Source organism: Exiguobacterium sp. s127, assembly GCF_018618695.1.
GTDB lineage: Bacteria > Bacillota > Bacilli > Exiguobacteriales > Exiguobacteriaceae > Exiguobacterium_A > Exiguobacterium_A oxidotolerans.
Map to the genome: position 1 here is coordinate 159,436 of NZ_JACSMO010000003.1, position 26,992 is coordinate 186,427.

General features: G+C 46.3%; 24 protein-coding genes. 23 read left to right on the top strand and 1 reads right to left on the bottom strand.

Annotated elements, in window-relative coordinates:
- Positions 1–2: 2 nt before the first annotated feature.
- The 20 genes from rnpM to KNP98_RS05860 all read left to right on the top strand — a co-directional run bounded on the left by rnpM (position 3) and on the right by KNP98_RS05860 (position 23,628).
- Positions 3–272, top strand: a complete 270-nt coding sequence (gene rnpM, locus KNP98_RS05760) for an RNase P modulator RnpM (protein WP_029330736.1) — start codon at positions 3–5, stop codon at positions 270–272.
- A complete protein-coding gene (locus KNP98_RS05765; RefSeq protein WP_029330734.1) occupies positions 265–567 on the top strand; it encodes a YlxQ family RNA-binding protein in 303 nt (100 codons plus the stop codon). Before rnpM ends, KNP98_RS05765 begins: the two co-directional genes overlap by 8 nt.
- Before the next feature lie 15 nt (positions 568–582).
- A complete protein-coding gene (infB, locus tag KNP98_RS05775) occupies positions 583–2,757 on the top strand; it encodes a translation initiation factor IF-2 (protein ID WP_251135141.1) in 2,175 nt (724 codons plus the stop codon).
- Positions 2,758–2,792: 35 nt separating this feature from the next.
- Complete coding sequence (gene rbfA, locus KNP98_RS05780) at positions 2,793–3,134, top strand: 30S ribosome-binding factor RbfA (protein ID WP_029330730.1); 342 nt, start codon at positions 2,793–2,795, stop codon at positions 3,132–3,134.
- 56 nt (positions 3,135–3,190) lie between these two features.
- Complete coding sequence (truB, locus tag KNP98_RS05785; protein WP_214810847.1) at positions 3,191–4,099, top strand: tRNA pseudouridine(55) synthase TruB; 909 nt, start codon at positions 3,191–3,193, stop codon at positions 4,097–4,099.
- Positions 4,100–4,115: 16 nt separating this feature from the next.
- On the top strand, positions 4,116–5,045 hold the full coding sequence (locus tag KNP98_RS05790; RefSeq protein WP_159172422.1) for a bifunctional riboflavin kinase/FAD synthetase: 930 nt from the start codon (positions 4,116–4,118) through the stop codon (positions 5,043–5,045).
- Between the two features lie 123 nt (positions 5,046–5,168).
- Positions 5,169–5,438 (top strand): 30S ribosomal protein S15, encoded by a 270-nt coding sequence (rpsO, locus tag KNP98_RS05795; RefSeq protein WP_023468676.1) that lies wholly within the window; start codon positions 5,169–5,171, stop codon positions 5,436–5,438.
- 137 nt (positions 5,439–5,575) lie between these two features.
- Positions 5,576–7,795, top strand: coding sequence for a polyribonucleotide nucleotidyltransferase (gene pnp, locus KNP98_RS05800; RefSeq protein ID WP_088837342.1), 2,220 nt, complete (start codon positions 5,576–5,578; stop codon positions 7,793–7,795).
- Positions 7,796–7,869: 74 nt separating this feature from the next.
- Positions 7,870–9,102, top strand: a complete 1,233-nt coding sequence (locus KNP98_RS05805) for a M16 family metallopeptidase (protein WP_214810849.1) — start codon at positions 7,870–7,872, stop codon at positions 9,100–9,102.
- A gap of 61 nt (positions 9,103–9,163) precedes the next feature.
- Positions 9,164–10,627 carry a UDP-N-acetylmuramoyl-L-alanyl-D-glutamate--2,6-diaminopimelate ligase gene (locus tag KNP98_RS05810; protein ID WP_088837340.1) on the top strand — a complete coding sequence of 488 codons (1,464 nt, stop codon included), beginning with the start codon at positions 9,164–9,166 and terminating at the stop codon, positions 10,625–10,627.
- Complete coding sequence (locus KNP98_RS05815) at positions 10,624–11,883, top strand: lipid II:glycine glycyltransferase FemX (protein ID WP_029330720.1); 1,260 nt, start codon at positions 10,624–10,626, stop codon at positions 11,881–11,883. Before KNP98_RS05810 ends, KNP98_RS05815 begins: the two co-directional genes overlap by 4 nt.
- Positions 11,883–12,545 (top strand): M15 family metallopeptidase, encoded by a 663-nt coding sequence (locus KNP98_RS05820; RefSeq protein WP_088837339.1) that lies wholly within the window; start codon positions 11,883–11,885, stop codon positions 12,543–12,545. The genes KNP98_RS05815 and KNP98_RS05820 overlap by 1 nt, the downstream gene beginning before the upstream one ends.
- Before the next feature lie 153 nt (positions 12,546–12,698).
- Positions 12,699–14,363: a ribonuclease J gene (locus KNP98_RS05825; protein WP_029330716.1), complete on the top strand. Its 1,665-nt coding sequence runs from the start codon at positions 12,699–12,701 to the stop codon at positions 14,361–14,363.
- A gap of 69 nt (positions 14,364–14,432) precedes the next feature.
- A complete protein-coding gene (locus KNP98_RS05830; protein WP_214810851.1) occupies positions 14,433–16,601 on the top strand; it encodes a DNA translocase FtsK in 2,169 nt (722 codons plus the stop codon).
- A gap of 246 nt (positions 16,602–16,847) precedes the next feature.
- Positions 16,848–17,864 carry a BMP family lipoprotein gene (locus KNP98_RS05835; RefSeq protein ID WP_159172426.1) on the top strand — a complete coding sequence of 339 codons (1,017 nt, stop codon included), beginning with the start codon at positions 16,848–16,850 and terminating at the stop codon, positions 17,862–17,864.
- 222 nt (positions 17,865–18,086) lie between these two features.
- On the top strand, positions 18,087–18,806 hold the full coding sequence (locus KNP98_RS05840) for a GntR family transcriptional regulator (RefSeq protein ID WP_029330710.1): 720 nt from the start codon (positions 18,087–18,089) through the stop codon (positions 18,804–18,806).
- A gap of 127 nt (positions 18,807–18,933) precedes the next feature.
- Positions 18,934–20,001 (top strand): BMP family lipoprotein, encoded by a 1,068-nt coding sequence (locus tag KNP98_RS05845; protein ID WP_029330708.1) that lies wholly within the window; start codon positions 18,934–18,936, stop codon positions 19,999–20,001.
- A 68-nt stretch (positions 20,002–20,069) separates the two neighbouring features.
- Positions 20,070–21,599 (top strand): ABC transporter ATP-binding protein, encoded by a 1,530-nt coding sequence (locus tag KNP98_RS05850; RefSeq protein WP_088837336.1) that lies wholly within the window; start codon positions 20,070–20,072, stop codon positions 21,597–21,599.
- The gene (locus KNP98_RS05855; RefSeq protein ID WP_088837335.1) at positions 21,596–22,669 is read left to right on the top strand and encodes an ABC transporter permease; all 1,074 of its coding nucleotides are present in this window, start codon (positions 21,596–21,598) and stop codon (positions 22,667–22,669) included. Before KNP98_RS05850 ends, KNP98_RS05855 begins: the two co-directional genes overlap by 4 nt.
- Entirely contained in the window at positions 22,669–23,628 is a 960-nt protein-coding gene (locus tag KNP98_RS05860) for an ABC transporter permease (protein WP_029330703.1), read from the top strand. The genes KNP98_RS05855 and KNP98_RS05860 overlap by 1 nt, the downstream gene beginning before the upstream one ends.
- Positions 23,629–23,754: 126 nt before the next feature.
- Here KNP98_RS05860 and KNP98_RS05865 read toward each other — a convergent pair whose 3' ends face one another.
- Entirely contained in the window at positions 23,755–24,003 is a 249-nt protein-coding gene (locus KNP98_RS05865; RefSeq protein ID WP_012370689.1) for a ferredoxin, read from the bottom strand.
- A 276-nt stretch (positions 24,004–24,279) separates the two neighbouring features.
- On the opposite strand from KNP98_RS05865, the gene KNP98_RS05870 reads away from it, so the two are divergent.
- The 3 genes from KNP98_RS05870 to KNP98_RS05880 are packed head-to-tail and all read left to right on the top strand — an operon-like array spanning position 24,280 to position 26,958.
- A complete protein-coding gene (locus KNP98_RS05870) occupies positions 24,280–25,296 on the top strand; it encodes a YpbB family protein (RefSeq protein WP_214810853.1) in 1,017 nt (338 codons plus the stop codon).
- On the top strand, positions 25,296–26,726 hold the full coding sequence (locus tag KNP98_RS05875; protein ID WP_251135142.1) for a RecQ family ATP-dependent DNA helicase: 1,431 nt from the start codon (positions 25,296–25,298) through the stop codon (positions 26,724–26,726). Before KNP98_RS05870 ends, KNP98_RS05875 begins: the two co-directional genes overlap by 1 nt.
- Positions 26,727–26,763: 37 nt before the next feature.
- On the top strand, positions 26,764–26,958 hold the full coding sequence (locus tag KNP98_RS05880) for a hypothetical protein (RefSeq protein ID WP_029330697.1): 195 nt from the start codon (positions 26,764–26,766) through the stop codon (positions 26,956–26,958).
- Positions 26,959–26,992 lie beyond the last annotated feature (34 nt).

The following is a 26,992-nucleotide window of genomic DNA, read 5'->3' on the forward strand; positions in this document are numbered from 1 at the left end:
TCGTGCAAAAGAAGGTACCTTTACGTAAATGCGTCATCACACAAGAAATGAAAACCAAAAAAGAGCTAATTCGCGTCGTTCGAACACCTGACAGTGAGGTTGTCATCGATCTTAATGGTAAGATGAATGGGCGAGGTGCCTATTTAACGAAAGATGTAGCTGTCATTACTAAGGCGAAAAAGAAGCGAACGCTCGATCATCATTTAAAAGTCAAGACGACAGATGAATTGTATGATCAATTGCTTGAGATCGCGGGAGGTATACATGAGTAAATGGGAATCGCTACTTGGTCTCGCGAACCGAGCGCGGAAAGTGACGACTGGAGAAGAACTCGTGCTGAAAGAAGTACGGGGAGGACAAGCGAAGCTTGTCCTCTTAGCAGCAGATGCGGGGGCTGCCACGCGTAAAAAGGTTACGGATAAATGTACAAGTTATCATGTCCCATATCTTGAAGTCGGGGATCGTTCGATTCTTGGCCATGCACTAGGAAAAGATGCGCGTGTTGTCGTGTCAGTCAATGAAGCCGGATTTGCGAAAAAGCTAACTGAACTCCTCTCGAACGACTAATTGGAGGTGGATCCTTTGGGTAAACGTGTATACGAATTCGCTAAGGAACAAAACGTAACAAGTAAGCAGGTCATCGCACAGCTTGAAAAGCTTGAGAAACCCGTCAAGAATCATATGGCAGTATTAGATGAACAGACAGTACAGCAACTCGACAAAGTATTTAATCCCGAGAAACATCGGGCTCAAAAAACGGAGGCTCCAAAACAAGTGAAATCAGACAATAAACCGAACAGACCAGGAACTACTACTAATAAACCAGCAGGCAATCAATCACGTAATACAAAAGGCGGACGTCCAGAATTCGGAAACCGCAACAACCGCGGTGGAAAACGTCGTCCGAACCAGAAAAAAACAGAACCACGCAAGTTAGAAGTCGCTGACCCGAACTCGAAATCAAGTCAACGGAAAGCAGCACGCCGTGCACAAGAAGAAGCGATGGCGAACGTCGTTCAATACGCGGATAACTTGACGGTCGGTGAACTTGCTGAAAAAATGGCGAAAAAACCAAACGAACTCATCATGAAATTGATGGGCATGGGCGTCATGGCGACAATCAACCAAGATCTCGACGATGAGACGGTTGAATTGTTAGCATCAGACTTCGGTTTCGAAGTTGAAAAATCAGTCCAAGTCGACGAAACGGATTTCGATGCGTATGAACTCGACCTTGATAACTACGAACTCTCGGAACGTCCTCCTGTCGTTACGATCATGGGTCACGTTGACCATGGTAAAACAACACTTCTTGACTCGATCCGTAATACGAAAGTAACAGCGGGCGAAGCAGGTGGGATTACGCAGCACATCGGAGCATATCAAGTTGAAATCGATAACAAAAAAATCACATTCCTCGATACACCAGGTCACGCAGCGTTTACAACGATGCGGGCACGTGGTGCAGATGTGACGGATATCGCAATCATCGTCGTTGCAGCAGATGATGGTGTCATGCCACAGACGGAAGAAGCGATTAGTCACGCTAAAGCAGCAGGCGTACCAATCATCGTTGCCGTCAACAAGATGGATAAAGAAGGAGCGAATCCGGACCGCGTCAAGCAAGAATTGACAGAGTTCGAACTCGTTGCGGAAGATTGGGGCGGCGATACGATTTTCGTACCGGTTTCTGCTCTTAAAGGCGAAGGAATCGATGAGTTACTCGAAATGATTCTTCTCGTCTCAGAAGTTCAAGAATACAAATCAACACCAGAAATGCACGGGCGTGGTACGGTCATCGAGGCGAAACTCGATAAAGGTCGTGGACCGGTTGCGACGTTACTCGTCCAGCACGGGACACTTCGCGTTGGAGATCCAGTCGTCGTCGGTCATACGTTCGGTCGTATCCGGGCAATGGTCAACGATATCGGTCGCCGTGTGAAAGAAGTCGGTCCATCAACACCAATCGAAATTACAGGCTTAAACGATGTACCAAAAGCCGGTGATCAATTCTTCGCGTTTGAAGATGAGAAAAAAGCGCGTCAAATCGGTGAAGCACGTTACCAACGTGAAATCGAAGCACAACGTCGCGATTCGGCGAAAGTCAGCCTCGAAGATCTCTTTGATCGTATCAAAGAAGGCGAAGTCAAGGACTTAAACATCATCATCAAAGGTGACGTTCAAGGTTCAGTCGAAGCCCTCGCTGGTTCACTCAAGAAAATTGATGTCGAAGGCGTTAAAATCAACATCGTTCACTCAGGTGTTGGTGCCATCACAGAAGGTGATGTCATCCTCGCTTCAGCAGCGAACGCGATCATCATCGGTTTCAACGTCCGTCCAGACGGCAACGCGAAATCAATGGCAGATCAAGAAAAAGTTGAGATTCGTCTTCACAAAATCATCTACAATGCGATTGAAGAAATCGAACAAGCGATGAAAGGGTTACTTGACCCTGAATTCGTTGAGAAAATCATTGGACAAGCTGAAGTCCGTGACGTCATCAAAGTTTCGAAAGTCGGAACGATTGCTGGTGGTTACGTGACTGAAGGTAAGCTGACACGTGCAGCAGGTGTTCGTGTCGTCCGTGACAGCATCGTTATTTATGAAGGGAAACTTGATACACTACGTCGCTTTAAAGACGACGTCAAAGAAGTCGCAACCGGCTACGAATGTGGAATCAAGATTGAGAAATATGACGACATCAAAGTCGATGACGTTATCGAAGCCTTCATCATGGAAGAAGTAAAACGGAAGTAACAGAACGGAGAATATCCGAACTGGAGGGAATTCACATGAGTGTACGTTCAAATCGTGTTGCAGAACAAGTTCGTAAAGAGATTACGCAAATGCTCATCAAAGACGTCAATGATCCCCGTGTCAAAGCGATTACCGTAACAGGTGTCGAAGTGACGGGTGATTTACAGCAAGCAACGATTTTTTATTCAGTGCTTGGTGACGAGAAAGTACGCGAAGAGGCACGGATCGGTCTTGAAAAATCAAAAGGATTCATGCGTAAAGAAATTGGGTCACGCATCCGGTTACGCAAAACTCCTGAATTGATGTTCGAGATTGATACATCGGTCGAGTATGGATCGCGGATTGATGAGTTGCTCCGGAACTTGAACAAGGATTGACACATGAACAGGGCAACCACAGGCGTGGTTGCCCTTTTTTTAGGAGATGATGAGAGATGGAACCGATTGGTGTACTACCGTTAGACAAACCAGCGGGTATGACGAGTCACGATTGTGTATTTAAATTGCGCCGTTTGTTTCAAACAAAGAAAGTCGGACATACCGGCACGCTTGATCCTGAAGTCACAGGCGTCTTACCGATTTGTTTAGGACGGGCGACAAAACTTGCACGGTTCATCACGGATGAAGGAAAACGGTATGTAGCGGAAGTGACGCTTGGTTTTTCGACGACGACAGAAGATGCCCATGGGGAAACGGTCGAGACGACTGGCGTGATGCAAGGGGCAGTGACGGAAGCGCAAATCGATTTAGTTCTCGGGCAATTGACTGGGCAAATCGAACAGACCCCGCCGTACTACTCTGCTGTTAAAGTCAATGGAAGAAAGCTATACGAATATGCACGAAAAGGAATCGAAGTCGAACGACCAACGCGCATCGTTGAGATTCACGAATTAAAACGAACGTCTCCTTTGACGTTCGATCACAACACGTGCCGCTTTCACATGGAGATTGCCTGCGGAAAAGGAACATATATCCGGACGCTTGCTGTTCAAATCGGAGAGTTGCTCGGTTATGCAGCGCACATGAGTCACTTGCGACGAACAGCGTCGGGTGCGATTGAAGAGGGTGATACGGTCACACTTGCGATGCTCGAAGGCTGTGAGACGGTCGAGGAGCGGATGGCGTACGTTTTACCAATTGAACAAGTCATTCAAAAGTGGCCACGGATGACTGTTGACGCTGAAACGGCAACTCGGGTTTTAAACGGAGCAAAGCTTGCAAGCATTCCGGATGAATTCGAACTGTTTACTGTCTATAATGAAGAGGACGTACCGTTAGCGATTTATCGCCGAGACCCTGAAATCAATATGGGGCGTGTCGAGGTCATGTTACAAATCGATTAAGATCGGAGAGATAGGGATGGAAATCATTCATTTAACATATCCGGAAAAACCGGTAGCGGAGTCGGGAGTCATTGCACTTGGATTCTTTGATGGGGTTCACCTAGGGCATCAACATGTCTTGCAAACGGCAATCGAGAAAGGCGAGGAGCTCAATCTCCCTGTCACTGTGATGACGTTTGACCCGCACCCGAAGCAGGTCCTCGGAAAAAGTGACGATCAAATCCGTTACATCACCCCGCTTGATCGAAAGCTCGAGAAGATGGCGGACCTCGGAATCGACCGGGCTTACGTGATTGAGTTCACGATTGCGTTTTCCGAGTTGTCCCCGCAAGAGTTCGTCGATACGTACTTGATTGCGGCGGGTGCGAAACATATCGTCGCCGGATTTGACTATTCTTACGGACGATTCGGAGCTGGAAAGATGGCAACACTCGATTTCCATAGTCGCGGTCAATTCACACACACGACTGTCGCTGAACAGCAAGCAGATGATGAAAAAGTCAGTTCGACGCGGATTCGAAAGCTGTTAGCGGCTGGTGAAGTCGAAGCGGCAGCGAGTTTACTCGGGGAACCGTATCAAATTAAAGGGACAGTCATTCATGGCGATGCACGAGGAAGACAAATCGGCTTTCCGACTGCTAATATCCGTCCGGAGTTTGCGTATGTCATTCCGAAACTCGGGGTATACGCGACACATGTCCATTTAGAAGATGGACGGACATTCCCCGCGATGACGAACATCGGACGGAGACCGACCTTTTATGAAACAGGAGAAGTCAGTGTGGAAACCCACTTACTTCAGTTTGACGAAGATTTATACGGCCAAGAATTAAAACTGGAGTGGATCGCCTATTTACGTGACGAACGGGCATTCGACGGGATCGAGAGCTTAAAAGCACAACTCGCTCAAGATAAAATCGAAGCGGCACGTCGTTTAAACGTTTGACAGAAGAATAGCGGTTCGTTATGATAAGTCAGTACGATCACGTACAGCCGATTGACTTGGCATCAGGTCTCACCATCCGATGCTCGGCAATACGGTCATTCAAAAGATGGAGGTGGAGTGACAATGGCACTCACTAAAGAACGTAAAAACGAAATTATCGAAGCTTATGCTACGAAACAAGGCGATACTGGTTCGCCGGAAGTACAAGTTGCTGTTTTAACTGAACAGATCACAACTTTGAACGATCACTTACGTACACACAAAAAGGATCACCACTCACGTCGTGGTCTCTTGAAAATGGTCGGTCGTCGCCGTAACTTGCTCACATACCTTCGTAACAAGGATGTTGCTCGTTACCGTTCATTGATCGAGCGTCTTGGTCTTCGTCGCTAATCCGACTAAAAGGACAAGTGGAAGCAGGAGCATTGTCTCCTGTTTCTTTTTTTTGCCGATTCGTGGACATTTGGCGCAAGAACCTACATAATTAGATTTGAATGAAAAAACGGATAGTAGTGAGAGGAGATTTGTGCATGTCACAAACAAAACAGACGTTTTCGACCGAACTCGGTGGACGTACTTTAACAATTGAAATCGGTCAACTGGCCAAACAAGCGAACGGGGCAGCGATGATTCGCTATGGCGAGACAGCCGTCCTCGCAACAGTCGTTGCGTCGAAGCAACCGAAAGACTTGGATTTCTTCCCATTAACAGTGAACTATGAAGAAAAATTATACGCAGCAGGTAAAATTCCAGGAGGTTTTTTAAAACGTGAAGGCCGTCCTGGAGAAAACGCGATTTTAACATCACGATTAATTGACCGTCCGATTCGTCCACTCTTCCCAGAAGGATTCCGTCATGACATTCAAGTCGCGACGACAGTTCTTTCTTCAGATGCGGACAACTCGTCAGAAGTCGCAGCGATGATTGGTGCTTCGATTGCCCTTTCCATCTCGGATATTCCGTTTGACGGTCCAATCGCTGGTGTGACGATTGGTCGCGTTGATGGAGAGTTCATCATCAACCCAACGGCAAGTCAGTCGGAAGCAAGCGATATCGATTTACAAGTCGCAGGGACAAAACATGCCGTCAACATGGTCGAAGCCGGTGCGAAGGAAGTACCGGAAGAAGCGATGCTCGAAGCGATTCTTCTCGGACATGACGTCATCAAAGAATTGATTGCGTTCCAAGAGGAAATCGTTGCTGCCGTCGGGAAAGAGAAATTTGCCTACACGGTGTCATCATTTGATGAAGCACTTGTTGCGCGTCTGAAGACGGAAGCATTAGCAGAAGTCACGACAGCGGTTCAAGTCGAAGAAAAACAAGCGCGTGACGTCGCGATCAACGAAGTCATCTCAAAATATATTGATCTTTACGCAGCCGACGAGTCGGTCACGGAAGCACAACTTGCTGAAGTTTCTGGTGTATTGAATAAGTTCGTCAAAGCGGAAGTTCGTCGTCTCATCACAGAAGATAAAGTACGTCCGGATGGTCGTGGACTTGCTGAAATTCGTCCGCTCGACTCAGAAATCGGTCTCTTGCCACGTGCTCATGGTTCTGGACTCTTTACACGTGGTCAAACACAAGTCTTGTCTGTCGCGACGCTTGGTGTCGCTGGAGACGCACAAATCATCGATGGACTTGGTTTGAAAGAAGAAAAACGTTTCATGCACCATTACAACTTCCCGCCGTTCTCAGTCGGGGAAGCGCGTCCAATGCGTGCACCAGGTCGTCGTGAAATTGGTCACGGAGCACTTGGAGAGCGTGCCTTACAGCCTGTCTTGCCATCAGAAACAGATTTCCCGTATACGATTCGTCTCGTCTCGGAAGTGCTTGAATCAAATGGATCTTCTTCACAAGCCTCAATCTGTGGATCAATCCTCGCGATGATGGATGCCGGTGTCCCGCTTAAAGCACCAGTTGCAGGAATCGCGATGGGATTAATTAAAGAAGGCGAAAATTATTCAATCTTAACAGACATTCAAGGTATGGAAGATCACCTCGGCGACATGGACTTTAAAGTCGCAGGAACAAAAGATGGTGTAACTGCTTTACAAATGGATATGAAGATTGGCGGCATCACGCGTCAAATTCTTGAAGAGGCGCTCGAACAAGCACGCCTTGGCCGTTTGCACATTCTTGAACACATGAATTCGATCATTGCAGAACCACGTGTCGAGTTGTCGAAATATGCACCGAAAATCGTAACCCTCAAAATCAATCCGGATAAAATCCGTGATGTGATTGGACCCGGCGGTAAAGTCATCAATGCAATCATCGATGAAACAGGCGTCAAGATTGATATCGACCAAGATGGTACGGTCTTTATCGCATCGACAGATCAAGATGGCATTAATCGTGCACGTCAACTCGTCGAGGACATCGTTCGTGAAGTCGTCATCGGTGAAGAGTTTGACGGGACAGTCCGCCGGATTGAGAAATTCGGAGCGTTCGTTGAGTTGTTCAAAGGAAAAGACGCACTCGTCCACATCTCTGAGCTTGCACTTGATCGTGTCGGTCAAACGGAAGATGTCGTCAAACTCGGCGACAAGCTGAAAGTCCGTGTCACAGAAGTTGATGATAAAGGTCGTGTCAACGCCTCACATAAAATCCTTCTCGTTGAAGGAATGAGCGCGGAAGACCGTGCAGCATACGATGAAAAGAAAAAAACAGAGCGTGACAACCGCCCGCCACGTCGGGATACAGGATCTCGCCCACCACGTGACGGACAACGTCCACCACGTCGTAACTAATGAAAACAAGGTGGCTCAACGGTGCGGATGTCGCAACGAGGGCCACCTTGTTTCCGATTCAGGAGGAAACTATTATGGTCGAACGGATACAGCTACAAAACGGAGTACGAATCATCATCGAACGGATGCCGAGCGCGCGGAGCATAGCAACAGGAATTTTCATCAAGGCCGGCTCACGAACAGAAACGCTTGAGGAACATGGAATCAGTCATTTAATCGAACATATGGTCTTTAAAGGGACAGAACAGTTCTCGGCGAAAGAGATTGCGGTTTACTTCGACCGACTTGGTGGAAATATTAATGCATTCACAAGTAAGGATCAAACGTGTTATTACGTTAAGACATTAGATGAACATGCAGCGACGGCATTTGATGTCCTAGCGGATATGTTCCTCGACTCGACGTTCGACGAAGAAGAACTCGAAAAAGAGAAACGGGTCGTCATCGAAGAAATCAAGATGTACGAAGATACACCAGATGATCTCGTCCATGAACTGCTCGCGATCGCAGCCTATGGCGAGGACGTCATGGCGCGACCAATCCTTGGGACGGAAGAGAGTGTTCTTAAAATCAATCGGCAGATGATTACGGAATACATGAAACAGGCGTATGCACCGGACCAAATCGTCATCTCGATTGCGGGTCACGTATCGGATGCTTTAGTGGAACAAGTGAAGGAGCGGTTCAGTGTCATGACACCGAGTGAAATCTCGCGTCCGATTCAGCTTCCCGAACTAAAAAATGATGTAATCCGTAAGGAAAAGGATACAGAACAGGTCCATCTTTGTTATAATTTCCGTGCAATCGATTCTACGGACGATCGTTTACCGGGACTTGCATTATTGAATAATGCCTTCGGAGCGACGATGTCTAGCCGCTTGTTCCAATCCATTCGTGAAGAACGCGGACTGGCGTACTCTGTCTTTTCGTACTACACGACATTTGACGACCATGGGACGTTCACGATTTACGTCGGTACTTCACACGAAACACTGAAGGAAGTCGAAGATGTCTTAGAAGCAGAAATCAAACTGTTGCTCGCGAATGGTTTGACGGATAAAGAAGTTGAAGATGGCATCGAGCAACTGAAAGGTTCACTCATTCTCGGGAATGAAGGAACATCAAGTCACATGAACCGAAATGCACGAAATGAACTTCATCTGGAAAAACACCCGACGTTAGAAGAAGTCATCGAAGAGGTGGAGCGCATCACTAAAGAAGATATTCAAGGATTGATCACACATATCTTCGAAGAACCACCAGCAAAAGCGTATATCTTACCGGAAATGGAAGAAGAAACCGTGTGAGAGAAGCTCTCAACTAAAAAAACCATACAGAAAACATGTTGTCGAGAAAGAAGGAATACCCTTGAATTTAGCTGAATTAATCGAAGCCATCCAAATTCAAAAAATTGAACGGATGGTAGATGCGGAAGTCGTCTCTTTGACGACAGATTCACGTGACGTGAAGCCTGGGACATTATTTGTCGCGATTAAAGGATATACAGTAGATGGACACGATTACGCTCGACAGGCTGAATCGAGCGGAGCAATTGCAATCATCGCTGAACACGCGCTCGATGTGACGATTCCTGTCATTCTTGTCAGAAGTACGACGCGGGCAATCGCTGAACTTGCAGGGAAATTCTATGATTATCCTTCCGAAAAAATGCGGATGATTGGCATTACAGGAACAAACGGAAAAACGACGACGACGACGATTGTTCGTGACGTCTTGGCGCGCCTAGGGCGTAAGACAGGAATCATCGGGACCGTCGAAGTGAAGATTGGTGACCGTGTCGTTCCAAGTCGGAATACGACGCCACAAAGCTCGGAACTGCAAGCATTTTTCCATCAGATGTACCAAGAGGGCGTTGAAGACGTCATTATGGAGGTATCGTCGCATGGATTAGAGCTAGGACGTGTCACGGGCGCGGATTTTGATGTGGCAGGATTTACGAACTTAACGCATGACCATCTCGATTTCCATAAGACGTTCGAAAACTACGCCCGCGCAAAAGGGTTATTGTTTGCACAACTCGGACAGCGCCTATCGGATGAAAAGGTAGCCGTCTTGAATGCAGACGATGCGACAAGTGAATTGTTTGAGATGATGACGGGTGCGCGCGTGTTAACATATGGCATTGATCAGCCCGCGGATTTGCAGGCACACAACATTACACAGACACTTCAAGAGACGACATTTACGATGGATTATCAAGAAGAGTCGATTGAATTGACGGTCCAATTCATTGGTCGTTTTAACGTCTATAACTTGTTGCTCGCAACAGGTATCTTATTATCACTCGGCTATCGTTTACCTGAGATTTCGAACGCGATCACTCAGATTCAGCCAGCCCAAGGGCGGATGCAACGTTTACCGATCGACGGGTATAATGTCTATGTCGATTACGCCCATACACCAGATGGAATCGAGCAATGTCTGAAGGCACTCGTCGATGTCCCGAAAGAGAAGATTATTTTCTTGATTGGAACAGGTGGAAATCGGGATGTGACGAAACGTCCGATGATGGGACAATTGGCATCGACCTATGCCGGGACGGTCATCGTCACGACGGATGATCCGCGCTTTGAGTCTTATGAGTCGATCACATCAGGGATTGCGTCAGGGATGCTTCATGACCAATTCGTCGAAATTGGCGATCGAGTCGAAGCCGTTCGATATGCAGCGAGTCTTGCACGTCCCGATAATATCGTCATTCTCGCAGGAAAAGGGCATGAAAAATATCAAATCATTGGTGACGAAAAAACACCACTCGACGAAGAACAAATCGTCAAAGAGATGATACGCCAATTGGAGGAAAAGCAGTGAATTATCAACCACTTGAATTAACGACAGAACGATTTGAAGCGTTTGTTAAAACACATCCAAAAGGGGACTTATTACAGTTGCCGGCATGGGGAGACGTCAAACAGGCGACAGGATGGACCCATCAGCGGATTGCTGTTGGAACGCCGGACGGTCAACCAATCGGTGTCGCTTTACTCTTATTTAAGCAAGTGCCGAAACTACCGTTTACGTTATGTTACGCACCGCGCGGATTTGTCGTCGATTATGCAAATAAAGAAGCCGTCACAGCACTGCGTGATCTCGCGATTAAGGTGGCAAAACAACATAAAGCCATCGCCATCAAATTGGATCCGAACATTGATCGTGATGAGGACCCGACACTGCTGACAGAAATGATGGCCCTCGGATTTAAGCACAATGGTTTTGGTGGCGGCTTCGATCATGCGCAACCGCGTTTTACGATGGAGACGAGCCTTGAAGGAACGGAGAAAGAAATCTTTGATCGGTTTCATTCAAAGTTTCGCTACAACGTCCGACTGGCTGAACGAAAAGGAATTGTTTGCTATGAAGCGAGTCGTGAAGAACTGAAAACGTTCGCGAAGTTGATGGTCGAAACGGGCGAACGGGACGGGTTCTCGATCCGTGGTCTTGACTACTTCGAAAATCTCTATGATCATTTGCGTCCGAACGGGGATGCGGCACTCTTTTTAACAAAACTTGATGCGGCGAAGGCACTTGAAAGCACGGAAGCATTATTGTTACAAGCTGATCGCGAATTGGCAAAAATCCACCGACAGCTTGAAAAGGAGACGACGGAGAAAAAAATCAAGAGTCTGAACAATCGTCTCGAACAGACGACAGCACAAATCGACAAGGCTGAGAAATCAAAAACTGAGTTGATGGCAATTGCCGCGAAGCATCCGGACGGCGTCATTCTCTCTGGCGGATTATTGACGCTTGCCGGTCGTCGTTCTTACTATTTATATGGTGCGTCGTCAAATGAGTATCGTGAGTTCATGCCGAATCACTTGATGCAGTGGACGATGATGCAATATGCCAAAGCGCACGGCGCCGTATCGTATGATTTTGGTGGCGTCAGTGGATCGACGGACCCGGATGATCACTATGCAGGGTTATACGCATTCAAGTCGGGCTGGGGCAGTACGATGATTGAAAAAATCGGAGAATTTGATTACGTTCTCAACAAACCTCTTTATCTTGTGCTTGAAACAGGTCTACCGATTCTGAAGCGATTACGGAAGAAGTTCCGTCGCTAATGAAGAGAGGGACAATCTTTGCCTGGATCTTGTTTTTATTCGCGATGTTCGCGGTCGGGTTGTTTCTTGCCGCTTCAACAAATCGTTTACCGTCTGTTCTACTAGACCAACCAGATTTAGGAATTGACAGCTGTCCCCGGGATGTAGCAGGGGAGAACCGTTTGATTAATGCTAGTCGCGACAACCTCAAACAGCTCCACCCGGCAGTCGAAGCAGGGGCAGAGGATTTGATTCGAATTAGCCACTCTTGCTACGATATCGATATTCGAATCACGCAAGGTTATCGCACTGAAAAACAACAGGATGCCCTCTATGCACAAGGTCGTTCAACGCCTGGTGACATCGTAACAAATGCGCGTGGCGGGGAATCAATGCATAACTACGGTCTAGCGATTGACTTCGTACAAATGATTGATGGCGGGATTTCATATGACATTGACTACGATGGCAATCAAACAGGCAAGAGTGATTGGCGAGAGGTCGCCGATGTTGGTAAAGCCCTTGGATTTGAGTGGGGTGGCGACTGGAAGCGTTTTGTTGATTATCCGCATTTCGAGATGAATTTCAATTATTCTTTAAGTGAATTGAAGTCCGGTGCACGACCGAGTAAGCAAGAAAAGGCCAATCGAACTGAGGAAATCGAGCACTTGCTTGAATCCTGATGAAGCGTCATACCGGACATGTTCTGATTCGGTATGACGTTTTTTTTTAATTTTCCTAGTCCCGTTGTTGGCAGGAAGGCAAAGTTCGGCTAGAATAGTGATAGTGATAAGTGGACGGCTCACGAAAAGTGAATACAAATAGGAGGTCATGTTGTGTCAAAGAAAAAGACGGAAAAAGTAAGCGTCTTTGCTCTTGGTGGGGCTGGTGAAATCGGTAAGAACATGTACGTCGTCGAACTCGACGAGGACATCTTCGTAATCGATGCTGGCTTGATGTTCCCAGGAGATGAGATGCTTGGAATTGACAAAGTCATTCCAGACATAAGTTATCTGAAGGAAAACAAAGAACGGATTCAAGGGATTTTCATCACGCACGGTCACGAAGACCATATCGGCGCACTCAGTTACGTCTTACGTGACTTGAAAGTGCCTGTATACGGGACACGCCTGACACTCGGATTGATTGAAATCAAATTAAAAGAAGCCGGTTTATTGAAGAAGGCAGATCTTCGTCCAATTGATGCCAAGACGAAATTAACCGTTGCGGGACATTTCATTACGTTCTTCCGCGTCAACCACTCGATACCGGATGCGGTCGGGGTTTGTATCCAAACATCACAAGGAGCCATCGTTCATACGGGGGATTTCAAGTTTGACTACACACCAGTTGACGGGAAACAAGCAGATTTCGGTAAGATTGCAGCAATCGGGCAACGGGGCGTTTTATGTCTTCTATCTGATTCAACGAATGCAGAGCGGCCAGGGATGTCCGGTTCAGAGTCGACGGTCGGGTCCGAATTGAACGACGTCATCTATGAAGCACCAGGTCGTGTTATCGTTGCATCGTTCGCATCGAACGTTCACCGCTTGCAACAAGTATTCGCAGCGGCCGAAGCGAATAACCGGAAAGTTGCAGTCGTCGGACGAAGTATGGTCAACATCGTCGAAGTCGCGCAACGTTTGAACTATTTACGGTTCAAGCAAAAAACATTGATTGAGTTATCAGAAATCAATCGCCTCGATGATAACCAAGTCGTCATCTTGACGACCGGTTCACAAGGCGAGCCGATGGCGGCATTAACACGGATGGCACGCAATGCACATAAACAAGTCAACATCCGTCTTAACGATACAGTCGTCGTCGCAGCGTCACCAATTCCAGGGAACGAGAAATCGGTTTCGAAAACAATCGATCTGTTGTTCCGTGCCGGGGCGAACGTCATTTATAACCAACGTAAAGTTCACGTGTCTGGTCACGGTCACGCAGAAGACTTGAAGTTGATGCTCAACTTAATCAAACCGAAGTTCTTTATTCCGATTCACGGAGAATTCCGGATGCAAAAAGCGCATAGTCGTCTCGCACAGACGGTAGGTGTCAATGCAAACAACATCTTCATTATTGAAAATGGTGATGTGGTCGAATTTGAAAAACGTAAAGCACGTATGTCACGTAAAGTGAATGCCGGAAATGTGTTGATTGACGGGATTGGTGTAGGAGATGTCGGGAACATCGTCTTACGTGACCGTCGTCTCTTGTCTCAAGATGGTGTCGTTCTCTGCGTCATCACGATTAGTCGGAAGAACAAAACGATCGTGTCAGGCCCAGAAATCATCTCACGTGGATTCGTCTACATGCGTGAGTCAGAAGATATGATCAATGAGGCTAACCGAATCGTCGCGAAACAACTCCAAGGAAAATTAACGGGAGAACTCGATTGGACTGAAATGAAGTCGTTGATCCGAGATAAGCTGAGTTCTTATCTATATGAACAGACAAAACGTCGTCCAATGATTTTGCCGATCATCATGGAGATTTAACAAGAAGAGCGACTCAGATCGACCAATTCCTGGTCAGCTGAGTCGTTTTTTTATCAGGAGGTAGTATAGATGGCGACGACAAAAAAGAAACCTGTTCGCAAACAAACGACGGCACGGAAACGACCGCCGGCTAAAAAACAACGCCCTCCGATTCAATATCGTACATATGTAGGTGTTTTCGCTGTTTTGTTATTACTAGCCTATCTTCTTGCGTTAGGAGAATTTGGACGAGTCGGTGAGAAGTTCGCCGAGTTCGCTTTTGATACGGTCGGTCAATTCGGCTCGTTGCTTTATGGCTTGTCAGGGAGTTTGCTCCTCTTGTTCCTATCGCAACTCGAGCGACAAAAAAAATGGGCGATCAGTTTACTCGCAGCCGGTCTTTTAATTTGGATTGATTTAATATTAGGAGAGCCGAGGGGTACATTAAATGCTTGGCTCTATCAAGGATCGGCCTATTACATTTCGAGTTTTGGTGCCTTCTTGATTGGGTTGTTTTTAATTGGCACAAGCGTGCACCTGCTTCATCCGTTATTCTTCAGTGAACTGGCGCATGGAATGCTCGAGCGGGTGGAAGCGTTTCGAAATCGTGAGCGATCTTTACCTGAACGCAAGGAGCGTCCTGTCAAAGAGGCTAAAAAACAAAAAGAACGTAAACCACTCGAACGGCAAGCAAAACCAACAACAGCTAAACAGGAGACTACTGTGCCGTCACTTCCGGAAAACGAACCAGAAGATGCAGTGGAGAGTATTCAAGACGTCCCGATCATCGGGTTCGCGGACCATGTCGAACCGCAGGCGGCTGAACTACAAGGTCCGTTGACGATGACTGAAACACCGGACGGATACCAATTGCCTTCTCTTGAATTATTGATGGAACCGACATCAAAAGATTTATCAGGTGAGAACAAACGCCTCAAGGACAATGCAACGAAATTGATTGCGACTTTAAAGTCGTTTGGGATTGGGGCAAAGGTCTTAAAAATTCATTTAGGTCCAAGTGTCACGAAGTATGAAATTGAACCGCATCAAGGAATCAAGCTAAGTCGGATTACGGGACTCGCAGATGACCTGGCGCTCGCGCTCGCTGCGAAGGACATTCGAATCGAAGCACCGATTCCGGGAAAGGCAGCGGTCGGGATTGAGGTGCCGAATCGTGAAGTGGCGATGGTCTCACTTCGGGAAGTCCTCGGAGCAGAAAGCGTTCAAGCCGATCCTGATCGATTACTTGTCGCTCTTGGACGGAGTATCTCGGGAGAGACCGTGACGGCGAAGTTAAACAAAATGCCACACGTGTTAGTCGCAGGATCGACGGGATCCGGGAAGTCAGTCTGTATCAATGGGATGATCGTCTCGATATTGATGCGGGCACGACCGGATGAAGTCCGCTTGATGATGATCGATCCGAAAATGGTTGAGTTGAATGTCTACAATGGCATTCCGCATCTTCTCGCACCCGTCGTCACCGACCCGAAAAAAGCGGCGCAAGCCTTAAAACAAGTCGTTTCAGAGATGGAACGGCGGTATGAAATCTTCAGTCAGAACGGCGCCCGCAACATCGAAGGCTACAATGCATTGATTGATAAGATGAATGCGGAAGAGAAAGTCCATCAACGTCTACCTTACATCGTCGTCATTGTCGATGAGCTAGCAGATTTGATGATGGTCGCTTCAAACGAAGTCGAAGATGCCATCATGCGTCTTGCTCAGATGGCACGGGCAGCAGGAATTCATATGGTCATCGCAACACAACGGCCAAGTGTCGATATCATCACGGGTGTCATCAAAGCGAACATACCGTCTCGGATTGCTTTCAGCGTATCGAGTGGAACGGATTCTCGCACCATCCTCGATACGAGCGGGGCAGATAAGCTACTCGGACGAGGAGACATGCTACTACTTGGAAATGGGATGAATAAACCTGTTCGTGTCCAAGGGGCGTTCTTATCAGACGAAGAGGTTGAAAAAGTCGTCAACCATGTCATCAGTCAACAAAAAGCACAGTACGTGGAAGCGATGATTCCAAAAGATGTTCCTGAGAGTGAATCTGACGTCGACGATCCGTTATATGATGAGGTTGTTCAGTTCATCTTGACGCAAGATACAGCCTCGACGTCAATGATACAGCGGAAGTATCGGATTGGTTATAATCGCGCTGCACGACTAATCGATGCATTAGAAGAGAATGGCCTCGTCGGTCCGTCAGAAGGATCGAAACCACGCCGCGTCATCGGACGTTAAGTAATAACAGAGAACCAGCGTTCACATAATGAGCGTTGGTTTTCTTTACGTGTAAGAAAATATTAAAAAAAGTCTAAATGAGAACGATTTCAGGAAAATAGTTGTCAGACGTCTGTTGATTTTATACGCATGTTTTGTCATACTCAGTCATATGAGTTGACCTACCTCTCACAGAGGTAAGTGAGCGACTTTTACACAAATAGATAATGAAAGCGCTCACATAAATGGAAGAGGAGATGAATGACAATGAAGAAAAAACAAGTACTTGTATCAGCAATGACGGTAGCAACAGTGGGACTCGCAGCATGTGGAGGTTCAGATGATAGTGCAAAGGGAAACAAGGACGAGTTTTCTGTCGCAATGGTTGCCGATAAAGGCGGAATCGATGATAAATCGTTTAACCAGTCGGCGTGGGAAGGTCTGCAAGCGTATGGAAAAGAAAACGACCTTCAGAAAAATGAGGGTTACTCGTACCTTCAATCAAAATCGCAACAAGATTACCAACCGAACTTATCGCGTCTTGCACGAGCGGGAGAAGATTTGATTTTTGGGATTGGGAATACGTTTAATGAAGATATCAAAACGGTTGCCGATCAGTTTAAAGATACACAGTTTGCAATTATCGATAACGTCGTCGAAGGAGACAACGTGACATCGATTACGTTTAAAGAAAACGAAGGTGCCTACCTTGCGGGAATCGTTGCCGCGATGGAAACGAAAACAGATCACATCGGGTTTGTCGGTGGAATGAAGATGGATGTAATCGAACGCTTCCGGGCAGGCTTTGAAGCTGGGGCAAAATCCGTTAATCCGAACATCAAAGTCGACGTACAGTACGCAGAAGATTTCGCTGCACCTGAAAAAGGACAAGCAATCGCAGCAGGCATGTATGGTAAAGGGGCAGATATCATTTTCCCGGCAGCCGGTGGAACAGGAAACGGCGTCTTCACAGAAGCGAAAAACCGGAAGAAAAATGGAGAAGAAGTTGCTGTCATCGGTGTCGATCGTGACCAACAAGAAGAAGGCATGCCAGAAGATGTCACGTTGACATCTGTCATCAAACGAGTGGACTTAGCTGTCAAAGATACAGCGAATGAAGCGAAAGCTGGAAAACTCACAGGTGGAGAGACGATTCGTTACGGTTTGAAAGAGCAAGGCGTTGATATCATTGAGTCAGAAAAAATCTCGAAAAAGACACTCGACATGCTCGAACAAGCGAAAGAAGAAGTCATTTCAGGTAAAACAGAAGTACCTGAACAATAAGCGTCAAAGGAAGAGCGGGCATTCTTAGGTAGAACGCCCTATTTTCTTCCAACAATAGATACGATATGAAAAGGGTTACAAAAGCGCCAGAAGTCAGACTTCTAACCTGTTACAAAATGATTGCAGGATTGTGTTCGACGTCATATACTTATCTTGGCTGGAGTTCTCATACGTCAGAAGTCTGAGCACTGGTTACAACTAGATAGAGGATGGAGATGCGTCATGTCGATTAAATTAGATCATCGTTTGCTTTACTTACGAGTGATTGAAAAGATTAAGTCTGACATCGATGACGGCGTTTACAAGGAAGGCGAGAAACTACCTTCAGAGTTTGAACTTTCAAAGCAACTTGGCGTTAGTCGAGCGACTCTTCGGGAGGCTTTACGAATTCTTGAAGATGAGAACATCGTCATCCGTAAACACGGTGTCGGTACGTTTATCAATGCAAGACCACCATTCACGTCGGGGATTGAAGAATTGTACAGTGTGACGGAGATGATTGCGCGCGCTGGGATGATTCCAACGTCTGAAGTCTTATCTTCAGAAATGGTCCAACCGACAGAACGTGACCGAGAACGTTTCCAACTTGGTCCGGATGAACTGGTTTATCGAATCGAACGAATCCGACTTGCAGGAGATGTTCCTGTTGTCTATTGCGTCGATAAGATTCCAAGCCATTATATTAAAAATGAAGAACAGTTTACGTCCTCGACTTCACTGTTCGACGCACTAGAAAAAGAACTAGGTCGTCGGGTCACACATGCGGTGACGCATATCGAACCTCGAATCGATCCGAAAATCGCTGAACAATTACATACGGACCAACCCTTGCTCGCGTTGCGACAAACGCATTATGATGAGCTCGACCGATCCGTTCTTTATTCAGCGAACTATTTCCGTGCGGATAAGTTTGATTTCCATGTCATCCGTAAACGTGTATAATCGATTGTTTTAGGAGTTTTACTGAAAGCGCTTCCGCCAACCTACGTAACGCTCCTCATCACCAGCCTCAGGTGCTTGACGTAGTCAGGAACTTTGTATGACCATATTCGAAAGGGGATTATTTCAGATGAAAAAGAAGTCACTTCTCGCATTAGCAGCAACAGGTTTAGCAATGAGTTCGGTACTCGCAGCATGTGGTAGCAACGATGATTCTAAAGATTCAGGAAGCGGCGAAAAAGACGGCTTCAAAGTAGGTATGGTCACAGATACAGGCGGTGTTGATGATAAATCATTCAACCAATCTGCATGGGAAGGCATTCAGAAGTTCGGTAAAGATAACGATTTGGAAGAAGGAACTGGTTACAAATACCTTCAATCAGCAAAACAATCGGATTATCAACCGAACTTACAACAATTAGCACGTGCGAACTACGACTTGATTCTCGGAATCGGGTTCTTGATGGCAGAAGACATCGGTAAAGTAGCGGATCAGTTTGACGACAAGAACTTTGCACTCGTCGATATGGTCGTTGATAAGCCGAACGTCGCGTCAATCGTCTTCAAGGAAAACGAAGGTTCGTTCCTCGTCGGTGTCGTCGCGGGTCTTACTACGAAAACAGATAAAGTCGGATTCGTCGGTGGCGTAAACTCAGACTTAATCAAAAAGTTTGAAAGTGGATTTAAAGCAGGCGTCATGGCTGTCAACCCAGATGCAAAAGTTGAAGTTCAATATGCAGAAGATTTCAATGCTGCTGAAAAAGGACAAGCAATCGCTTCAGGGATGTACGGCAAGAAAGTTGACGTGATTTATCACGCAGCTGGTGGTACAGGACAAGGTGTCTTCACAGAAGCGAAAAACCGTAAGAAAAACGGTGAAGATGTTTGGGTCATCGGTGTTGACCGTGACCAAGTCGAAGAAGGTATGCCAGAAAACGTTACATTGACGTCAATGGTTAAGCGTGTTGATACAGCAGTTGAACAAGTTGCGAAAGATACGAAAGATGGCAACTTCCCAGCAGGTAAAGTCGTAGAATTCGGTCTTAAAGACGGCGGCGTTGATATCGCACCTTCACAAGACAACATTGAAAAAGACGTCTTGACGAAAGTCGAAGACTACAAAAAGCAAATCATCGATGGAAAGATCACAGTTCCAGCAACTGACGATGAGTATAAAGAGTACGAAGCATCACTTTAATAAAATGGAAGCGGGGGTCGCTAGCATTGCGGCCTCCCCTTTTAAACTAAACATGGGAGTGGATTTTCTTGGAATACGTCATTGAGATGCTAAACATACGAAAAGAGTTTGGCAGTTTCGTCGCAAATGATAATATCACGCTCCAGCTTCGGAAAGGTGAGATTCACGCTTTACTTGGTGAAAACGGTGCCGGAAAATCGACGCTGATGAACGTCTTATTTGGTTTGTATCAGCCTGAGGCTGGAGAAATTCGTGTACGCGGTGAAAAAGTTAATATTACAAGTCCGAACGTCGCGAATGATCTTGGAATCGGCATGGTGCATCAACACTTCATGCTCGTTCAAAATTTCACCGTCACGGAAAACATCATTTTAGGTGCAGAACCGAAATCTGGTCTCAAAATCGACCGCGCAACTGCCCGGGAGAAAGTACGCCAAATTTCGGAGCAGTATGGTCTTGCGGTAGATCCAGATGCAAAAATTGAAGATATTTCAGTCGGGATGCAACAACGTGTCGAGATTTTAAAGACACTGTATCGTGGAGCTGACATTCTCATCTTCGATGAACCATCGGCTGTATTGACGCCTCAGGAAATCAAAGAATTGATTCAAATCATGAATCGGTTGATTGCTGAAGGTAAGTCGATCATCTTGATCACACATAAATTGAAGGAAATCATGGAAGTGGCAGATCGCTGTACGACGATTCGTCGTGGTAAGTACATTGGTACAGTTGATATCGATGAAACGATGACACAGTCGAGACTCGCTGAAATGATGGTTGGCCGTGAAGTAAACTTTGATGCGGAGTATTCCAAGGCAAATCCACAAGAACTCGTTCTCGATGTAAAAAACCTCGTCGTTAAAGACGGTCGTGGGATTAAAGCAGTCGACGGACTGAACTTAGATGTTCGAGCCGGCGAAATCGTCGGGATTGCAGGGATTGATGGGAATGGTCAAACTGAATTGATTGAAGCAATCACAGGATTAAGAAGAGCCGAAAGCGGAGAAGTATTCTTAAACAACAAATCAATCAAAAACCTCAAGCCGCGGAAAGTGACGGAAGCGGGCATCGGTCATATTCCTCAAGACCGTCATAAACATGGACTCGTTCTTGATTATTCAATCGGTCATAACATGGTCTTACAAACGTACTATCAAAAACCGTATTCAAAAGCAGGCATCATGAACTACAAGCAGGTCATGGAAAAAGCTCAAACGTTAATTGAGAAGTTCGACGTCCGAACTCCAAGTCCTGAAACATTTGCTCGCGCCTTATCGGGCGGGAACCAGCAAAAAGCCATCATCGCGCGTGAAGTCGATCGTTCACCTGACTTATTAATTGCTGCGCAACCAACACGTGGACTCGATGTCGGTGCAATTGAATTCATTCATGAGCAGTTAGTACTTGAACGGGAAAAAGGACGCGCTGTCCTCTTGATTTCGTTTGAACTCGAAGAAATTTTACAAGTCTCAGACCGCATTGCTGTTCTGTATGAAGGACGGACAGTAGCCTTTCTCGATCCTAAGGAAACGAATGAAATTGAACTCGGCTTCCTGATGGCTGGCGGTAAGAAAGAGGAGGTAGGTCGTTCATGAAACTCGAACGTTTTTATGGGATTTTGATTCCAATCTTGTCAATTATCCTCGGTATGGTAGTTGGTGCCATCGTCATGTTGATTGGTGGTTATGACCCAATCGCTGGATTTGATCAACTGTTTTACGGAATCTTTGGTGAACCGTATAGTATCGGAGAAACGTTGCGTGCAGCAGCACCATTGATTTTTGCGGGTCTCGCCGTCGCCTTTGCCTTTCGAACGGGATTATTTAACATCGGGGTTGAAGGTCAAGTTTTAGTCGGTTGGATGGTCGCGGTCTGGATCGGGATTTCTTTCGATCTCCCGACAGCAATCCACTTGCCACTCGCGTTAATCGGAGCGGGTTTAGCGGGGGCACTTTGGGCTGCGGTTCCAGGTATTTTAAAAGCGCGTTTCCATGTCCATGAAGTCATCACGTCAATCATGATGAACTACATCGCGTTGTATGTGACGAATGATATTTTACGTCACGTCATCGGAATCAAAAACGAGCGGACAGATTCAGTCAAAGAAACGGCTTCGTTGGCTTCACCATTCTTGCAAGAGTTAACGGATTTTTCGCGTTTGCACAATGGGATTTTCATTGCCATCGTCGCCGCACTCGTCTTCTGGTTCATTCTTTGGAAGACGACGCTCGGTTACGAGTTACGTGCAGTTGGATTTAATAAAAGTGCTGCAGAGTATGCCGGTATGGGTGTCAACAAGAACATCATTCTCTCATTCGTCATCTCTGGTGTATTCGCTGGATTTGCTGGTGCGATGGAAGGGTTAGGGACATTCCAAAACATGACGCTAAACGCATCCTTTACGGGTGTTGGATTTGACGGAATCGCCGTCGCCTTACTTGGTGCGAACAACCCGATCGGAGTCGTTTTGGCCGCATTATTATTTGCCGGACTCAACATTGGCGGATTGTCGATGCAACAAATCGGGATTCCACCAGAACTGATTAAAATCATCATCGCCTTCATCATCATCTTCGTCGCTTCCGGTTACGCGATCCGTCTCGTCATCGAAAAGCTGACGGTTAAAAGAGCAGAAGGCAAAAAAGTGAAAGGAGCCGATAAATAATGGGCTTTCTAGATGTACTTTATATTATCGTACCGATCGCGCTTGCCTATTCGGCTCCATTGATCATCGCAGCGCTCGGTGGTATTTTCAGTGAACGTTCTGGTGTCGTCAACATCGCGCTTGAAGGCTTGATGGTCATGGGTGCATTCACGGGTGTTGTTTCAGCCCTGACATTATCGAAGATGGGATTCGGCGCTGCTAGTCCATGGATTGCGATGTTAATCGCTATCGTCATCGGGGCAATCTTCGCTTTATTCCTTGCAGTGCCTGCGATTTTGTTCCGTGCCGACCAAACGGTACTTGGTGTCGCAATCAATATCTTAGCAGTTGGCCTTGCGATTTTCTTAGTGCGTGCCTTCTATGGAAAAGGACAAACAGACTCGATTCCGAACCGGATTTCGAAAGAGAATGTGCCGTTCCTATCTGATATTCCTGTTTTAAAAATGTTTTTTGCAAACGTCTACTATACCTCGTACATTGCGATCATCTTAGCAGTTGTGGCATGGTTCGTCGTCTTTAAGACACCATTCGGTCTTCGTCTCCGTTCTGTCGGAGAACACCCGATGGCAGCAGATACGATGGGGATTAACGTCACGAAGATGCGCTTTATCGGAGTCATGATTTCAGGTGGATTCGGTGGTCTTGCGGGTGCAGTTTATGCAACTTCGATTTCATTGAACTTCAGCGTGACGACAATTCTCGGGCAAGGTTTCCTTGCGATCGCCGCGATGATTTTCGGAAAATGGAATCCGCTCGGTGCAATGGCAGCTGCCTTGTTCTTCGGTTTCGCTCAAGCGATCTCGATCATCGGACAACAGTTACCATTACTCGATCAAATTCCTCAAGTCTATCTTTTGATTGCGCCTTACGTCTTAACGATCCTTGCACTTGCTGGTGTCGTCGGTCGCGCCGATGCACCAAAAGCTGTTGGTGTACCGTACATCAAAGGGAAACGATAACGATCATTCAGGTATTCTTGTTAAAAAAAGCTGTACGGCTCGACCGATTGGGTCGAGACGTACAGCTTTTTTGATGTATGGTCATAAAAAAACAGCATGGCGTGAAGCTACCATACTGTCAAATACTTATTCGTATTTTAATGCGTCGCCTTCGAATGATTCGTCTGCCACTTTAATTGAATCAGTTGGGCAACCTTCGAATGCGTCAATCATGTCATCGAACAATGCTTCCGGGATTTCTGCTGTCCCTTTGTTATCGTCTAGAATGACGTATGCTAAGCCCTCGTCATCATAGTCATAGATATCAGGTGCTGCGGCACCACAAGCGCCACAAGCGATACACGTGTCTTTATCGACAATCGTAAATTTAGCCATTTTGTATTTCTCCTCTCTATTCGAAAACATGATTGATCTAGTATTGTTCTCATCTATATGTCATTGTATCGGACTCATGCGTTCTTTTCAATGAGGAAGCGGTAGAAGTATTCAAACAAAGTAACAGGATGCGATGGAAATAGTCGGGTAAGGCGCAGTAGGTGCGTTAATCTAAGAAAGAGGTTTGGAAAGGCCAAGCTAATTATGCTATACATATAAACGAATGAAGACGATACTTTAAATATAATCAAACCGATCGAAGGTGAGGGGGAGTGGATGAAATTGACTGTCGTCAATCAAGTTTTGTTAGAAACCATTAGTCGTCTCCGGGGTGAACGGACAGATCGTAGCCTCTTTCATATCCTTCAAGGAAAACGTTCGGCAACATCACTCCAGGATGCACATTTCTATGAATTAGAAACTGTCTTTGGGGTGCTGCCCTTTCGACGAGAAACATTCGATCGGCTACTGCTTGAGCTGGAACAGCAGGGATTCATTGAACGAGCGGAAACGTTGCGCATCACGGAGCTTGGTGAATCCTCGATCAAAGTACCGTTTTTAATCGATGACATGGGCGGTGAATTGCGTGGATTTCCAATCATTTTATGGAAACGCTTAAGCCTTTTGATTCAAACCGTCGTTTGTCTCGAACAAAAACGATTTTTCGTACCGGTTCAGCAAGACGTCGCGATAAAGGACTGGGTCCGGCGATACGTCAAAGGGATGCCGCAGCGTACGCAGTGGATTGATCAGGTGTACCATGAATTACGAGAGGCGTTGCGTCAGCTGTCGGTAAAAGAAGCGACGCTCATCAGCTACCGCTTGTCGGGGTTGAAAACAGGTTTGTCTTACCCGCAACTTGAAGAGAAACTTGACAGTGACGTCTTGTCGCTCCGCTTGGAATTTATGATGGCTTGGCGAAAATGTCTGCGTCACTTGGATGAAGCAGGACTGATTTTACGTCTTGGTGAAGATATTGATCAATCGAAGATGACACAATCAGCACAGAAAACGTGGGATATGTTACGTAACGGATTTGCTTTGAATGAAATCTCCGAGCGGCGCCGCCTGAAGAAGAGCACGATGGAAGATCACCTCGTCGAAATTGCGATGTACAGTGACGTATTCCCGCGGAGCCAATTCTTATCGGATGCACAATTTAAAGAAGTGATTGAAGTAGCAAATCAAAACGAGACATTTTCGTTGAAACGAATTAAAGGTGAATTGAAGCTTGAGACCGATTATTTTCAAATCCGTATCGCGTTAGCGCGAAAAAGATGGGAGGAGAGATGATGGAGACTGTCTTAAAACGTTATTTTAAGCATGACCGCTTTCGAGCCGGTCAAAAAGACATCATTGCGTCCGTTTTAGCAGGTCGCGATACGGTCGCCATCTTGCCGACCGGGGGAGGGAAGTCGATCTGTTATCAACTTCCGTCCTATTTGTTGCCAGAAGGGTTGACCGTCATCCTTTCGCCGCTCTTATCGTTGATTGAAGATCAAGTCATGCAAATCAAAAGTCGCGGTGAACGTTCCGTCGCTAAATTGACGTCGCACGAAACAAGAGACCAAAAAGAGCAGATTTTACGTCATCTGAGTCAACTTCGGTATTTGTATTTGTCACCGGAACAATTGGCGATGCCGAACGTCAAACAACGGCTTCGGCAAACAAACATTAATTTATTCGTCGTGGATGAAGCGCATTGTATTTCACAATGGGGTCATGAGTTTCGCCCCGAGTACGCGAAGCTTGGAATCGTAAAGAAACAACTCGGAAACCCGACTTGTTTAGCTTTGACGGCAACAGCAACGAAACAAGTGGAACAGGATATGTTAAGAGGCTTAGAGCTGTCGGACCCGACGATTATCCGGCATTCCGTCAATCGACCGGAAATTCAATTTATCGTCGAAGACGTTGAGCCTGATCAAAAAGATCATGTGCTGGTAAACTGGTTAACGAAGGTAGAACGTCCGTGTGTCATCTATACGACGACAAGAAACGAAGCAGAGCGTGTCGCACGTCTAATCACGAAGGCGACATACTACCATGCAGGACTCGAAGCAGAGGATCGTCAATTGATTCAACAACAATTCTTACACGATGAGATTGAGTGTCTCGTCTGTACAAGCGCATTTGGTATGGGGGTCAATAAAGGGAATGTCCGGACCGTCATCCATTACTCGATGCCGGCGACGATTGAAGCCTATATGCAGGAAGTCGGTCGGGCAGGGCGAGACGGAGAGCCGTCGACAGCGCTACTGCTCTATGCAAAGGGGGATCACCGTCTACAGCAGTTTTTAGTCGAAAAGCAGTATGCCCCTGTGCTTTGGATTGATCAATTGTTAGCGGGCATGGCACGTCAGGAACCGCTTGAAACGATGGAACGGCGTTTAGGGTTAGATGTCGAAGATCCGGCGTATCGGTTATTAAAATCGCAACTAAGTGATCGCTGGTCGCGTGAGAACATCATCGCTTGGCAAGAAGAGCGAAAAAAGATACGTTTACGTGAACTTATGCAAATGATAAATTATATTCAAAGTATAACGTGTCGACGAACGTTCATCTTGAATCATTTTGATGAGCAACCGATCGTCCAGGACCGGTGCTGTGATATTTGCGGTAATACGACAACGCAATCACCGCAAAAAAGGCATACGATTGAAATTTTGGATTGGGAACAACGATTAGAAGAGGTCTTTTTTTCATCAGCCGATTCAGTGTAAACTAGTACTATCCTTATTTTTAGAAAAGGTGATGAAATTGAGTAAATACGATCAACGAAAGAACCGACAAGAAGAACCAAAATCAAGCTTACCACCACGTTCTTCACGAATTGAACATGTGCGGAATGAACGGTTAAAGCAACCCTTTGTCAAAAATCCGTTAGCCATTACGCTGACGATTCTTATGATTACAATCATTATCGCCTTCGTTTCCCTCGGTTTCATGATGTAAGGGCACATTGTGAACAGAGATTATTTTCCTTTAC

Excerpts from the sequence above, each read along its gene's own strand:
- KNP98_RS05765 (WP_029330734.1), top strand. The coding sequence starts at position 265 with ATGAGTAAATGGGAATCGCTACTTGGTCTCGCGAACCGAGCGCGGAAA.
- rbfA (WP_029330730.1), top strand. The coding sequence starts at position 2,793 with ATGAGTGTACGTTCAAATCGTGTTGCAGAACAAGTTCGTAAAGAGATT.
- truB (WP_214810847.1), top strand. The coding sequence starts at position 3,191 with ATGGAACCGATTGGTGTACTACCGTTAGACAAACCAGCGGGTATGACG.
- KNP98_RS05790 (WP_159172422.1), top strand. The coding sequence starts at position 4,116 with ATGGAAATCATTCATTTAACATATCCGGAAAAACCGGTAGCGGAGTCG.
- rpsO (WP_023468676.1), top strand. The coding sequence starts at position 5,169 with ATGGCACTCACTAAAGAACGTAAAAACGAAATTATCGAAGCTTATGCT.
- pnp (WP_088837342.1), top strand. The coding sequence starts at position 5,576 with ATGTCACAAACAAAACAGACGTTTTCGACCGAACTCGGTGGACGTACT.
- KNP98_RS05805 (WP_214810849.1), top strand. The coding sequence starts at position 7,870 with ATGGTCGAACGGATACAGCTACAAAACGGAGTACGAATCATCATCGAA.
- KNP98_RS05820 (WP_088837339.1), top strand. The coding sequence starts at position 11,883 with ATGAAGAGAGGGACAATCTTTGCCTGGATCTTGTTTTTATTCGCGATG.
- KNP98_RS05830 (WP_214810851.1), top strand. The coding sequence starts at position 14,433 with ATGGCGACGACAAAAAAGAAACCTGTTCGCAAACAAACGACGGCACGG.
- KNP98_RS05835 (WP_159172426.1), top strand. The coding sequence starts at position 16,848 with ATGAAGAAAAAACAAGTACTTGTATCAGCAATGACGGTAGCAACAGTG.
- KNP98_RS05840 (WP_029330710.1), top strand. The coding sequence starts at position 18,087 with ATGTCGATTAAATTAGATCATCGTTTGCTTTACTTACGAGTGATTGAA.
- KNP98_RS05845 (WP_029330708.1), top strand. The coding sequence starts at position 18,934 with ATGAAAAAGAAGTCACTTCTCGCATTAGCAGCAACAGGTTTAGCAATG.
- KNP98_RS05855 (WP_088837335.1), top strand. The coding sequence starts at position 21,596 with ATGAAACTCGAACGTTTTTATGGGATTTTGATTCCAATCTTGTCAATT.
- KNP98_RS05860 (WP_029330703.1), top strand. The coding sequence starts at position 22,669 with ATGGGCTTTCTAGATGTACTTTATATTATCGTACCGATCGCGCTTGCC.
- KNP98_RS05865 (WP_012370689.1), bottom strand. The coding sequence starts at position 24,003 with ATGGCTAAATTTACGATTGTCGATAAAGACACGTGTATCGCTTGTGGC.
- KNP98_RS05870 (WP_214810853.1), top strand. The coding sequence starts at position 24,280 with ATGAAATTGACTGTCGTCAATCAAGTTTTGTTAGAAACCATTAGTCGT.
- KNP98_RS05875 (WP_251135142.1), top strand. The coding sequence starts at position 25,296 with ATGGAGACTGTCTTAAAACGTTATTTTAAGCATGACCGCTTTCGAGCC.